Below are 12,567 nucleotides of genomic sequence, written 5' to 3' on the forward strand. Positions count from 1 at the left end.
TTCGCATGCCCCACCTCTCCCGTCGAGTGGGCGCCCAGTCACACCAGTCACACATCTTCCGTGGGGCGGGTGGGACCGGGCGCCCACTCGACCGGGGGTGAGGGCCGGTGAGACATTCCGACTACATCACCCGGCGGGACAGCGCCCCGCCCTGTTCGTGGAGGCGGGCTTTTCGCATGCCCCACCTCTCCCGTCGAGTGGGCACCCAGTCACACCAGTCACACATCTTCCGTGGCGCGGGTGGGAGGGGGCGCCCACTCGACCGGGGGTTGGGGCCGTATGCCGTGGGGCGGGTGGGACGGGGTGCCCACTCGACCGGGGGGTTGGGGGCCGTGCGTCGTGGTGCGGTGGGGACGACCTCAGTCCTCGTCGATGATCTCGCCCTCGACGACCTCGTCGCTCGAAGCGGAGCGGCGGGGGCCCTGCGGTGGTGCCTGCTGGTCCCACTGGGCCCGGTCCGCAACCGTGGGCCCGGTGAACCGGTCGGACACCACGATCATCCGGCGGCTGATGACGGAGGCGAGCAGGCTGCGCGCGACCGGCCGGGTGAAGGGCAGGACGAGGATGAGCCCGAGCACGTCGGTGATGAACCCCGGCACGAGCAGCAGGGTGCCGCCGAGCAGGACGACGATGCCATCGGCGAGCTCGCGCGCCGGCATCCGGCCGCTCTGGACCGCCTGGTTCAGGGCGCGCCACGCCCGGCCGCCCTGGTGACGGATGATCAGCACGCCGAGCACGCAGCCGGCCACGAGCAGCAGGAAGGTCGGCCAGGCGCCGATGGCCTGACCCACGGCGACGATGACGAAGATCTCGAGGATGGGCAGGACAAGCAGGGCCAGCCCGAGGAGCCGCCCGGGTCGCAGCCCGCTGCGGCGGGCCGGCGTGGGGCTGGTCATGGTCGCTCCCGCACCGCGCCGCGGCCGCGCACGCGGGCCCCGGCCCGGCGCAGCTGTTCCAGCCGGTGCTCCACGCCCCACCGCGTCACGCTGGTCAGCGCCTCGCGGACGATGTCCTTGCCCATCTTCGACACCCCGACCTCTCGCTCGACGAACGTGATCGGCACCTCGACGACCTTCAGCCCCGCCCGAACTGCGCGCAGCGTCAGGTCGATCTGGAAGCAGTATCCCTGCGACTCGACCCCGTCGAGCCCCATGGTGCGCAGCGCGGTGGAGCGGTAGACGCGGTAGCCGGCGGTCGCGTCGTTGACCGGCATCCCGAGCAGCATCTTGGTGTAGGCGTTGGCGCCGACCGAGAGCACCTTGCGGCGCAGCGGCCAGTTGCGCACCTCACCGCCGCGCATCCACCGTGCACCGATGACGACGTCGGCGTCGGCGAGCGCGGCGAGCAGCGACGGCAGCTGCTCGGGCTGGTGCGAGCCGTCGGCATCCATCTCGACGGCGGCGTCGTACCCGTCGGCCAGGACGGTCGTGAAGCCCGCGAGATACGCCTTGCCGAGCCCTTCCTTGCCCTTGCGATGCATGACCCGCACCTGCGGGTCGCCCGCGGCCAGCTCGTCGGCCAGAGCGCCGGTGCCGTCGGGTGAGTTGTCGTCGAGGACGAAGACGTCGGCCGCAGGCACGCTCGCGCGCACCCGCGCGACGATGCCGGGCAGGTTCTCCCGCTCGTTGTAGGTCGGGATGAGCACGGCCACCCGGGTGACCGGCTCACGCTTCGTCGTCGTCATCCTCTTCCTTCATCTGGTCCGGGGTCACCGGTCGGGGGCGCCGTAGGCCCGCCACGACCAGGGCGAGCAGAGCGCCGGCCGCGACCCACTCGGGTGCCTCACCCACGCGGGTGGCCAGCGTCGTGGCGTCCCGCAATGGTAGGGCCCCTCGGACCACTGCCTGCGTGAACAACGACGTCACCTGGTGCGCAGTTCCGTCCGGCGTGATCAGCGCGCTCTGTCCGACCGTCGAGACATGCACCACCGAACGCCCGAACTCCATGGCCCGAAGGCGGCTGATGGCCAGCTGTTGCGGGGACTCGGCGGTGTAGCCGAAGGTCGCGTTGTTCGTCTGGACAACAAGAACGTTTGCCCCTTGGGTGACCACGTCGCGCATGATGTCGTCGTAGGCCACCTCGAAGCAGATGGCCAGGCCCGCCCGGATCGGCCGTCCGTCCTGCGCTCGCACCGTGAACACGCCGGGCTCGGGGCCCTTGACGAAGTCGCGGGTGACGAGGTCGACCTCGCTGCTGAATATCCGCCAGAAGGCCCGGTTCGGGATGTACTCGGCAAACGGCACCGGGTGGCGCTTGACATACCGGTCGGTGTTGCCCTCGCCCGACTCGAAGAGCAGGGCGACGTTGGACACGTAGCCGGGAGGCTCCTCGAGCAGGCCCCCCACGATGAGCGGCCGGCCGAGCCGCTCGACCGTGTCGAGGATCTCGGCCTTCGCGTCCGCGTTGCGAAGCGGGTCGATGTCCGAGGCGTTCTCGGGCCAGACGACGAGGTCCGGCTTCGGCGCCCGCCCCGCCTCGATGTCTGCCTGGGCCTTGAGCGTCGCCGCGACGTGGTTGTCCAGCACCTGCCGACGCTCCGCGTTGAAGTCCAGACCCGGGCGGGCCACGTTGCCCTGCACCCCGAGGAACTGCGCGGTCGGCCCGTCCGTCGGCAGTGGCACGGCCAGACCGGCGACCCCGAGCGCGAGTGCCGCGGCCACCGGCAGCGCGACCCCGCGGGACGGCATACGGCGGCCCTCTCGGCGAGCCGTGACCAGGCGCTGAGCAGCAAGCGCGAGCAGGGCCCCGGCCAGCGCGATCACGAAGCCCACAAACGGCGGCCCACCGAGTGCGACGAGGCGACCGAACGGTGAGTCTGCCTGGCCGAAGGCCAGCTTGAGCCACGGAAAACCACCGTACGGTGCCCGCGCTCGGAAGCCCTCCGCGACGACCCACGTCAGCGCGAAGGCAAGAGGCCGGACGCCGCGGTCCCGTGTCAGCCACCCGTAGACCGCACCCGCGATGCCGAAGAAGAGCGCCTCCAAGGTGGACAGCGCGAGCCACGGCACCGACCCCACGTAGATCCCCGACCAGCTGAGCGTCGGGACGAAGAAGACGAGGCCGGAGGCGGTGCCGAGCAGGAGGCCGCGCAAGGGGCCGAGACCCGACCACGCCCACGCCATCAGCGCCAGCGCCACCGGTGCGGCCGGCCACACGTCGAACGTGGGGAAGGCCAGGCACAGCAGGCCACCGCCCGCGAGGGCGGCGGCCAGCCGCAGCAGGAGGCGGCGTCGGGGGTCGGGTCGCACGAGGTCACCGTATGCCGCCTGGCCCGGTGCGCGGTCACCGGCCGCCAGGCGTGGGCTTGCGAGACCTCGGGCCGGGTCGGGCGTCAGGGCACGACCACGACGCCGCGGGCCGTCGTCGCGACCAGCGGCGGGTCGAGCACGACCGCGGCCGACTCACCCCGCGAGGTGTCGCCGCGGCCGACGACCCGCACCTCGAACGCCATCTCACGCGACCGCGTGCCGACCCGGACCAGCTCAGCGCTGATCTCGATGACGTCACCCGCGCGGACCGGAGCCCGGAACTGGACGTCGCTGTAGGACGCGAACAGGCCCTCGTCGCCGTCGGTCGTGATGCACAGGTCCGTGGCGACGTCGCCGAAGGCCGCCAGCGAGTACGCGCCGTCGACGAGGTTCCCGGCGTAGTGCGCGTGGCTGTAGGGGACGTAGCGACGGTGCGTGATGCGCTGGCCCACGCTCGCGCGTGTCGTCCTCGGCGCAGCCTCCGTCGGGTGGGTCGTGTCCGCCTGGGTCCCGCTCATGCCTTCCTGCCTTTCCTGACGCCGATCTCGTGCACGAGGTAGCTCGCGACCTCACCCGGGGTCGTCCCGCGGCCGAAGATGCGGTCGACGCCCAGCGTGGCGGCTGACCCCTCCTCGAAGCGGGGTCCGCCCGCGATGAGGATCGGCACCTGTCCCGCGGGGTAGGCCTCGCGGAACGCCGCCGACATCTGGGTGGTGTTGTGGATGTGGGCGTCCTTCTGGGTGACCACCTGGCTGACCAGCACCGCGTCGGCCTTCTCCGCGCGGGCGCGGGCGACGAGGTCGGGAACCAGCACCTGAGCGCCGAGGTTCACGACCTTGATCTCGCGGTAGTACTCCAGGCCCTTCTCTCCGGCGAAGCCCTTGATGTTGAGGATCGCGTCGATGCCCACCGTGTGGGCGTCGGTGCCGATGCAGGCGCCGACCACGACCAGCTTGCGGCGCAGCTGCTTGCGGATCGCGAGGTTCGCATCCTTGGCCGACAGCAGCGGGTACTCCCGCTCGACGACATGGACGTCGTCGAGATTGACCAGATGTGTCGAGGAGCCGTAGACCACGAAGAACGTGAAGTCCGGGCCCATCGCCTTGGCGTGGACGAGCAGTGCGGGGTCGAGACCCATCTTTCGGGCGAGCTGGAGGGCGGCGCCCTCGGCGCGCTTGTCGTGCGGCAGCGGCAGCGTGAACGACATCTGCATCATGCCGTCACCGGTCGTGTCACCGTAGGGCCGGATGATGCTGCCCTGCGTGGCTGTGGCCTGCTGGGCGCTCATCGGGATCCTCCCTTCGCGTCCTGCCACGCATCGAGAGCCGTGATGGCCGGGTTGTCGTATGCCGTCGCGCGCTCGAAGACGCCGTCGAGCCCCTTGCCACCCGTGGCGGGGCGCTTCATGAGTCCGAAGGTTCCGTCGGCGATCGCGGCGAGCAGTGGCGCGTCGCCCGCGGCGTCGGTGTCGCTGACGATGCGGTCGAGCAGGTCGACCGCCTCCGAGAGCACCTGGCGGGCACGCGTCTGGATGAGGCCGTCGCGCGGCGGGCGGAAGTCCTCGGTGAGGCCGCTGGCAGCGTTCATGACGTAGCGGACGTTCTGGAGCGCCAGGTCGCGGTCCGACAGGAACGGCGTGACGACGGCTTCGGTCATCATCCCGACCAGCAGGATGCCCTGACCGGTCATAGCCCCGACGAGGTTGAAGAAACCGTCGAGCAGGTACCCCCGGAAGACGTCGCCCGTCATGTGCTTCGTCGGCGGCATCCACTTGAGAGGGGCGTCCGGGAAGAGCTGGCGCGCCAGCAGGGCATGGGCGAGCTCCAGCCGGAAGCTGTCAGGGATGTCGGGGTTGATCTCGAAGGCGTGCCCCAGGCCCAGCTGCCAGTCCTCGAGACCGGCCTCCTTGGCGAAGCGCTCGTTGAGCAGCTGGCTCACGGTGACGGTATGGGCGGCCTCGACCGCGTCCGCCGTGGTCAGGTAGTTGTCCTCGCCGGTGTTGATGATGATCCCCGCGCGGGCGTGGATCTGCCGGGAGAACCGCTGGTCCACGAAGGTCCGGATCGGGTTGATGTCGCGGAAGAGGATGCCGTACATCGAGTCGTTGAGCATCATGTCGAGACGCTCCATGCCCGCGAGGGCGGCGATCTCGGGCATGCACAGGCCCGACGCGTAGTTCGTGAGGCGCACGTAGCGGCCGAGCTCGGCGCTCACGTCGTCGAGCGCGGCCCTCATGAGCCGGAAGTTCTCCTGCGTGGCGTACGTGCCCGCGAACCCCTCGCGCGTGGCCCCCTCGGGCACGTAGTCGAGCAGCGACTGTCCGGTGGATCGGATCACCGCGATGATGTCGGCCCCCTCGCGAGCCGCTGCCTGGGCCTGTGGGATGTCCTCGTAGATGTCGCCCGTCGCGACGATGAGGTAGATCCAGGGCTTGCTCTGGGGGTCTCCGTGCTTGCGCACCAACCGGTCTCGGGTCCGGCGTGCGGCGTCGATGCGCTTGAGGCCGGCACCGACTCCCTTGGCTGCCGCGCGCTGTGCCGCCTGGGCCTCGCGCCCGCCAGGGAGCCTGAACTGGACGCTCCCGCTCGCCGCTTTCTGGGCGAGCGTGGTCAGGTCCTCCGCCTCCCCCCGCAGCAGCGCGTCGTAGACCGGCGTCGTGACGCCGTGCTCCAGCCCGACCTCGTCACGGACCGCCGTGACGAGGTGGTTCACCCACGGCACGCGTTCATGGTCGGCGCCGGACAGGCCGGCGAGCCGCAGCGTCGCCCGTTCGACCGAGACGGTGGTGTGGCTCTTCGCGATCTTGACCACGGGCGCAGCGGCCTTGCGCGCGAGCGACCGCGCCCGCCGGACGACCGCAGGGTCGAGGTCCAGAACCCGCTGATCCTTCATGCGAGGGCACCATCCAGCCGGGACTCGAAGAGGGCGCGAACGGCCGGGACCTCGCGAACCAGGGACAGCGCCAGCTCGGCATGGCCGGGGACGTAGCCGTTGCCGACGAGCATCCTCACGTCGGCGGCGAGCCCCTCGGCACCGAGCGCGGCGGCCGCGAAGTTGGTCGCCATGCTGAAGAAGATGATCGTGCCGCCCTCGGCCGTGGCCAGGATCGCGGGCTGCTCGCACCCAGGCACGTCCACGCACACGACCGTCACGTCGGCCGGCCCACCGGCGGCCTCGACGGCTGCCGACAGGCCGAGCGGCGACCTGGCGTCGGCGATGACGACCTCGTCGGCGAGTGCCGTCGGCTCCAGCAGGGCACGCTCGCGCTCGAACGGCACGACGCCGATGACGCGCCGAGCACCGGCGGCGCGCGCCGCCGCCAGCGAGAGGGACCCTGACTTCCCGGCAGCCCCGAGGACGGCCACGGTCGGCTTGTGGCCGCGGGCGGCATACTCCCCCACGACCCGTTCGACCAGCGCCGGGGCTCCGCAGACGTCCATCACCATGAGCGCCAGCCTCGGGTCGAGATCGTCCGGAAGCCGGGCGGCGATGCTGCGCCCGAAGAGGATCGCGTGCCCCTGCGCGGGCACCTGCTCCGAGAGACCGTCCCAGCCCTCGAGGCCGTCGGTGACCCGCAGGGGCGTGAGCGACAGGGAGACGAGTGTGGCGACCCGGTCGCCGACCTCGAGCCCGAGAGTGCTGCGCGGCCCGACCTCGGCGACCCGACCGATGAGCATGCCGCCCGACCCGGTGACGGGGTTCTGCATCTTGCCCCGCGAGGCGATGATCTCGAGCACCTCGGCACGGACCGCTGCCCCGTCGACGACGCCGCCGACGGTGTGCTTCTCCGCAAGCTGCCGGTACGAGGCGGCGTCGAGGTTGAGGGTCTCCACGTCCACGCGCACCTCGTCGGCCCACAGCTGCGGGCGGGCGTCGAGACGGCGCGCGGCCTGGGGCAGCGTGATCGACTCACCGCTCGGCTCCAGGACCCGGTGCAGCCCGACGGGCGATGACTCGCGGGCGTTCTGGGCCGCCTCGGGGGCGTCGGACATCGGGTCGGACACGATTACAAATCCTTCTGTCTCAGTGGGGCCTAGGCCGAAGATCTTTCGTCAGCATAGGGCCCGCGCGGGCGCATCTTCACCAATCCGTGAGGTCCACCGGTTGGAGAGGAGACGCTCCCGCCGTTACATTGGCCGCATGAGCAAGGTTGAGCAGCCCTACGCCTACCGCCGTCGCGAGCTCGTCGAGCCCGACTGGACGAGGTTCCCGGGATGGGCAGGAGTCACCCAGGCCGACTGGGACAGCGCGCAGTGGCAGCGCGTCAACTGTGTCAGGAACGTCAAGCAGCTGCGAGCCCTGATGGGCGACCTGCTCGACGACCGCTTCTACGCCGACCTCGAGAAGGACCAGGCCGAGCGCGCGACCATGTCGATGCTTGTGCCACCGCAGATGCTCAACACGATGGTCCCGGGCACCGACACTCCGATGCCGGCCGCGGGCGCTGACTTCACGGAGGCGTTCTACGCCGACCCGGTCCGGCGTTACATGCTGCCCGTCTTCTCCGACCGCCGCACCGACTGGCCGTCGCACCCGCACTCCTCGCGTGACTCGCTCCACGAGCACGACATGTGGGTCGCCGAGGGGCTGACCCACCGCTACCCGACCAAGGTTCTGGCCGAGCTCCTGCCGACCTGCCCGCAGTACTGCGGCCACTGCACCCGTATGGACCTCGTCGGCAACTCGACGCCGCAGGTCGCCAAGCTGAAGTTCGACCTCAAACCGGTCGACCGGTACTCAGCCATGCTCGACTACCTGCGCCGGACGCCGGCGGTCCGCGACGTCGTCGTCTCAGGTGGTGACGTGGCCAACATGCCCTGGAAGAACCTCGAGTCCTTCCTCGACCAGCTCCTGACGATCGACAACATCCGCGACATCCGCTTGGCGACCAAGGCGCTGATGGGCCTGCCCCAGCACTGGTTCGCCGAGGACGTCGTCGAGGGCGTGGCGCGGGTCTCCAAGACCGCGCGCGAGCGCGGTGTATCGCTCGCGATCCACACTCACGTCAACAACGCCCAGTCGGTCACGCCATCGGTGGCCCGAGCATCCAAGGCGATGCTCGAGGCGGGTGTTCGCGACGTGCGCAACCAGGGTGTCCTCATGAGGGGCGTCAACAACACCCCTGAGCAGCTGCTCGACCTGTGCTTCTCACTGGCCGACGGCGCACAGATCACGCCGTACTACTTCTACATGTGCGACATGATCCCGTTCGCCGAGCACTGGCGGCTCTCGCTGGCCGAGGCGCAGCACCTCCAGCACTCGATCATGGGCTACCTGCCCGGCTTCTCGACGCCGCGCATCGTCTGCGACGTGCCCTTCGTCGGCAAGCGCTGGGTCCACCAGGTCGAGGAGTACGACACCGAGCGCGGCATCTCCTACTGGCGCAAGAACTACCGGACGTCGATCGAGGGCGACGACACCGAGGCGATGTCCCGCGAGTACGTCTACTACGACCCGATCTACACCCTGCCGGCGGCCGGGCAGCAGTGGTGGCACGACGCGGTCGACCACGAGTCGGTCATGGCCGCTGCGTCGGAGCACGCCGCGAGCAGCCGGGCGGCCGCGGAATCCCAGCTCGTCTGAGACTCCGCCGACGCGGTATGCCGTGGGGCCGTGGGATCGCCCCTGGCCCTCACGGCGCCACCCGTAGACTGCGCGCGTGACCACCCGCTCTCCCGCCACTCGCGCCCGCGTGCCTCGTGCCGAGCGGGAGGCGCAGATGCTCGAGGTCGCCGAAAGGGTCTTCTCCCAGCGCGGGATCCAGGCCGCCACGATGGACGAGATCGCCGAGCACGTCGGCGTCACGAAGCCACTGATCTACGACTACTTCGGCTCCAAGGAGGGGCTCCTCGCCGCGACGATCGAGCGAGCCCGTCGTCAGCTCATGGGGGCGCTCATCGACTCGTGGGGGGCCGAGCCGCATGCCGCGGTCCGGGACCGAGTCGCCGGTGTCGTCCACGCCTTCTTCGCCTTCATCGACGCCCACGAGGCGGCCTTCGCCCTGCTCCGCACGGAAGGCGCCCTGATCGGTGCGGCGTCCGAGTCGGTCGAACGGATCCGGCAGCAGACCGCGAAGGCGTTTGCCGACGGCCTGCGCACCATCCCGGCCTTCGCGGAGCTGCAGGCCACGCGGGTGACCGCGATGGCCGAGATCCTCATCGGGGGCTGCGAGCGGCTCGCAGTGTGGCGCAGCGCGCATCCGGGCATGACCGCCGACGAGGCCACCGACCTCGTGGTCACGACGATCTGGGACGGGCTGGCCTCCGTCGCGACCCGCGCCTGATGGCGAAGTCACGACCAGGCGACGGCCCCGCCACGCCGGCGACCGTCGCCCTGGACCGCGCCCGGGTCGAGTACCGCCGCCACCCCTACACCCACAACCCGTCGGCGCCGAGCTACGGGCTGGAAGCGGCTGCCGTGCTCGGGGTGGATCCCGCACGCGTCTTCAAGACGCTGCTCGTCGACACCGGAAGGAGCCTGGCCGTCGGGATCGTGCCCGTCGCCGGGCAGCTCGACCTCAAAGCGGTGGCGGCTGCGCTCGGCGTGAAGGGTGTCACGATGGCCGACCCGACGACGGCCGAGCGGGTCACCGGCTACGTCGTCGGCGGCATATCCCCGGTCGGGCAGAAGCGCGCGCTGCCCACGGTTCTCGACGAGACGGCATACGCCTTTGACACCGTGTTCGTGTCGGGCGGCCGCCGCGGCTTCGACATCGAGCTCTCTCCCGGTGACCTCGCGACGGTGACCCGTGCCGTCCGCGGGCGGATCGGCCGGCCGTAGGCCTGCCCGGAGTGCGGTCAGGCGTCCTCGCGTGGCAGGGCCGAAGCGCTGCGGCCCTCCCACGGCGTCGAGAGCACGACCGTCGTGCGTGTCGACACGTTGGCGGCCGAGCGGATCCGAGCGAGAAGGTCCTCGAGGTTGCCCGGCGTCGAGACGCGCACCTTGAGGATGTAGCTCTCGAGGCCGGCGACCGAGTGGCAGTCCTCGATCTCGGCGATGTGGCTCAGCTTCTCGGGGACGTCATCGGGTGCACTCGGGTCGAAAGGGGTCACGGAGATGAGCGCCGTGAGCGACAGGCCCAGCGCCTCGGGCGAGACCGTCGCGGTGTACCCGGTGATGACTCCGCGCTCCTCGAGGCGCCGCACCCGCTGGTGCACCGCGGAGGTAGACAGGCCCGTCGCCTTGCCGAGATCCGTGTAGCTCATGCGGCCGTCGGCGAGCAGCAGGCCGACGAGGCGACGGTCGAGATCCTCCATGGCCGAAGGGTAGACCAGGGGTTACGGGCCGGGGCGGCCATTCCTCATGCCGGTACGGCCGCCCCGACGCTGTCGAGTCCCCGCTCTACGGGTACGACACCACGTAGCTCGGGACGCCGATCGCGGCGTTGCTGACCGGGTCGCCGGTGTCGTTGACGACGTGGTCGATCGTCCCCGCACTGAGGTTCACCGTGATGATGTCGTGCAGCCTGACTCCGGGTGTGACCGGGACCTCGAACCCCCGGCTCGCGTGGATGGTCGGGTCGACGTTCGTGAAGATGTAGACGCCGCCACCCCAGAGCTCATGGGTGCGCACCCTGTCGCCCACCTTGTAGCCGGCCCAGCCGAGGACTCCGTCGTGCTGCCAGGCCGCCTGGTTGGGCGGGTCGTAGGGCATCTCGTTCTGGTAGAACACGGTTCGACCGCGCTCGCCGTTCCAGACCGTGTCGTACTGGCGGAAGTGCTCGGAGAACAGGCCCGTCGCGGTGACGTCGTCGCCGTTGACGACCACGCCGTTCTCCGCGGGGTTGACGGTCCATCCCACGCCGGTGCCGTGGTCGGCGCGCCAGGCCCAGATGTCGTCGAGCAGGGTGTGGTCGAGGTTGACCTCGAGGCCGACCGTGGCGCGCCCGGCGAACGGTCCGCCGACGCGGAGGAACACGTCCTGCAGGGTCGTCGGGTTGGACGCCGGCGTCAGCACCGGCTCGTCCTGCTGCTCGCGGGAGCCGACGCGGATGAGGGCCGGCGAGCTGACGGGGCCTGCGTCCACGATCAGCCCCGCAACGATGACACCCGGCACATCGGCGATGACGAGGGGCACCGCTCCACCGCTCGCCGTGATGCTCGCGAGGCCCATGGCGAGGACGACGGTGTTGGCTCGCTTGACGCTGATGCTCCGGTCGGCGGTGTACACCCCCGGCGTGAGAAGCAGTTGCTTGCCCCGCGCCAGCTGGCTGTTGATGGTCACGACCGAGTCCGTGGGTCGTGCGATGTAGAAGTCGGACAGCGGGATGGTCCGCCCCGGCGTCTGTCCGGATGCCCACGTCACGCCGGAGGTGTCGGACGCCGCCGAGGGCACGCGGACCTGCCAGCGGCCGGTGCTGTCGATAAACAGGAACGGACGCTCCCGGCTCACGGGCGTGGTCGCGAGGCTCGTGTACTGCGGGTTCGGGAACGTGGTGGGCGGGGCGCCGACGACCCCGGAGAACACCTGGTTCCACACGGCGTTGCTCCACGAGCCGATACTGCCGTTGCGCACGAGGAACTGCTGCTGCGACCCGTTGACGACCGAGTTCAGGCGCGAGTCGGCGATGAACCCGCCGCTCGCGTACTGCGGCCCGGCCGTGCAGTAGTCCATCAGCGTGAGGTTGCCGACGATGTTGACCCGGCGCATCGGCGCAGCCTGCGAGACCGCCCAGAAGTTGCCGGAGCCGCGGCAGCCCGTCTCCCCCATGACGTTGATCGTCAGGTTCGACAGCGACCGCCAGAAGTTCACGAGGGCCACGCAGTTGTCGGGCGCGAGGCACCGGTTGTAGACGTCGACATGGCCGTTGATGACGACGTCGGTCGGCAGCGCGCCGAGGCCGGCCACCTCGGTGTAGTAGCCGACCCGGAGCATGAGCGGATCCTGGGCGCTGCCATACGTCCCCGGCTTGAAGAGGAGCGTGTACCGCCCGCTGCCCATCTCGTTGTCGACCTGCTGGTTGTAGATCGCATCAGCACTCGCCTTGATCTGTGCGACCGACATGCTCGGGTCGAAGACGACGACGTTGGGTCCGAGGTCGGGAGCAGCCGGAGGCGCCGCTACTGCCGAGCCCGGCGCGACCAGTGCGAGGCCGCCGATGAGGGCCAGCACGATGGCCAGCAGAGCCTGCCCGGCTCGTCGTCGGCCGGGGTGCGTGCTGAAGATGGGACGAGCTATGCGTGACGCTGTCGTCATCGACACTCCTCGAGATGGTCCCCGAGCCCTGTGGGCGACGCCGGCGGGCGGCCCGCTCGCCATGATCGTCCCCACCTTCGAGGACGGGCAAGGGTTTTCGCCGATTCGCACCGGTAGCCTCTCG

Annotated in this window: 12 protein-coding genes; 3 read left to right on the forward strand and 9 right to left on the reverse strand. The window is 70.4% G+C overall.

Annotation, left to right across the window (positions count from 1 at the left end; translation table 11 throughout):
- Positions 1–359: 359 nt before the first annotated feature.
- The 7 genes from ACWEOW_RS11850 to kdd form a co-directional block, all read right to left on the reverse strand.
- Positions 360–896 (reverse strand): FxsA family protein, encoded by a 537-nt coding sequence (locus ACWEOW_RS11850; protein ID WP_452269399.1) that lies wholly within the window; start codon positions 894–896, stop codon positions 360–362.
- Positions 893–1,684 (reverse strand): polyprenol monophosphomannose synthase, encoded by a 792-nt coding sequence (locus ACWEOW_RS11855; RefSeq protein ID WP_452269400.1) that lies wholly within the window; start codon positions 1,682–1,684, stop codon positions 893–895. The genes ACWEOW_RS11850 and ACWEOW_RS11855 overlap by 4 nt, the downstream gene beginning before the upstream one ends.
- Positions 1,665–3,248 carry an apolipoprotein N-acyltransferase gene (gene lnt, locus ACWEOW_RS11860; protein WP_452269401.1) on the reverse strand — a complete coding sequence of 528 codons (1,584 nt, stop codon included), beginning with the start codon at positions 3,246–3,248 and terminating at the stop codon, positions 1,665–1,667. Before lnt ends, ACWEOW_RS11855 begins: the two co-directional genes overlap by 20 nt.
- Before the next feature lie 83 nt (positions 3,249–3,331).
- On the reverse strand, positions 3,332–3,766 hold the full coding sequence (kal, locus tag ACWEOW_RS11865) for a 3-aminobutyryl-CoA ammonia lyase (protein ID WP_452269402.1): 435 nt from the start codon (positions 3,764–3,766) through the stop codon (positions 3,332–3,334).
- Positions 3,763–4,536: a lysine 5,6-aminomutase subunit beta gene (gene kamE / locus ACWEOW_RS11870; RefSeq protein WP_452269403.1), complete on the reverse strand. Its 774-nt coding sequence runs from the start codon at positions 4,534–4,536 to the stop codon at positions 3,763–3,765. Before kamE ends, kal begins: the two co-directional genes overlap by 4 nt.
- Positions 4,533–6,140, reverse strand: a complete 1,608-nt coding sequence (kamD, locus tag ACWEOW_RS11875; protein WP_452269404.1) for a lysine 5,6-aminomutase subunit alpha — start codon at positions 6,138–6,140, stop codon at positions 4,533–4,535. The genes kamE and kamD overlap by 4 nt, the downstream gene beginning before the upstream one ends.
- Positions 6,137–7,252, reverse strand: a complete 1,116-nt coding sequence (gene kdd / locus ACWEOW_RS11880; protein ID WP_452269405.1) for an L-erythro-3,5-diaminohexanoate dehydrogenase — start codon at positions 7,250–7,252, stop codon at positions 6,137–6,139. Before kdd ends, kamD begins: the two co-directional genes overlap by 4 nt.
- Before the next feature lie 136 nt (positions 7,253–7,388).
- Here kdd and ACWEOW_RS11885 point away from each other — a divergent pair, with 136 nt between their 5' ends.
- From ACWEOW_RS11885 to ybaK, 3 genes are all read left to right on the forward strand, one after another.
- Complete coding sequence (locus ACWEOW_RS11885; protein ID WP_452269406.1) at positions 7,389–8,831, forward strand: KamA family radical SAM protein; 1,443 nt, start codon at positions 7,389–7,391, stop codon at positions 8,829–8,831.
- Positions 8,832–8,907: 76 nt separating this feature from the next.
- The gene (locus ACWEOW_RS11890) at positions 8,908–9,531 is read left to right on the forward strand and encodes a TetR/AcrR family transcriptional regulator (RefSeq protein ID WP_452269407.1); all 624 of its coding nucleotides are present in this window, start codon (positions 8,908–8,910) and stop codon (positions 9,529–9,531) included.
- Positions 9,531–10,028: a Cys-tRNA(Pro) deacylase gene (gene ybaK / locus ACWEOW_RS11895; RefSeq protein WP_452269408.1), complete on the forward strand. Its 498-nt coding sequence runs from the start codon at positions 9,531–9,533 to the stop codon at positions 10,026–10,028. The genes ACWEOW_RS11890 and ybaK overlap by 1 nt, the downstream gene beginning before the upstream one ends.
- Before the next feature lie 17 nt (positions 10,029–10,045).
- On the opposite strand, the gene ACWEOW_RS11900 is transcribed toward ybaK, so the two are convergent.
- Together ACWEOW_RS11900 and ACWEOW_RS11905 are read right to left on the reverse strand one after the other, a co-directional pair.
- On the reverse strand, positions 10,046–10,504 hold the full coding sequence (locus tag ACWEOW_RS11900; RefSeq protein WP_452269409.1) for an Lrp/AsnC family transcriptional regulator: 459 nt from the start codon (positions 10,502–10,504) through the stop codon (positions 10,046–10,048).
- An 85-nt stretch (positions 10,505–10,589) separates the two neighbouring features.
- Positions 10,590–12,443: an adenylyl cyclase gene (locus ACWEOW_RS11905; protein ID WP_452269410.1), complete on the reverse strand. Its 1,854-nt coding sequence runs from the start codon at positions 12,441–12,443 to the stop codon at positions 10,590–10,592.
- Between the last annotated feature and the right edge of the window lie 124 nt (positions 12,444–12,567).

The sequence above is a fragment of the Monashia sp. NPDC004114 genome (assembly GCF_053603855.1).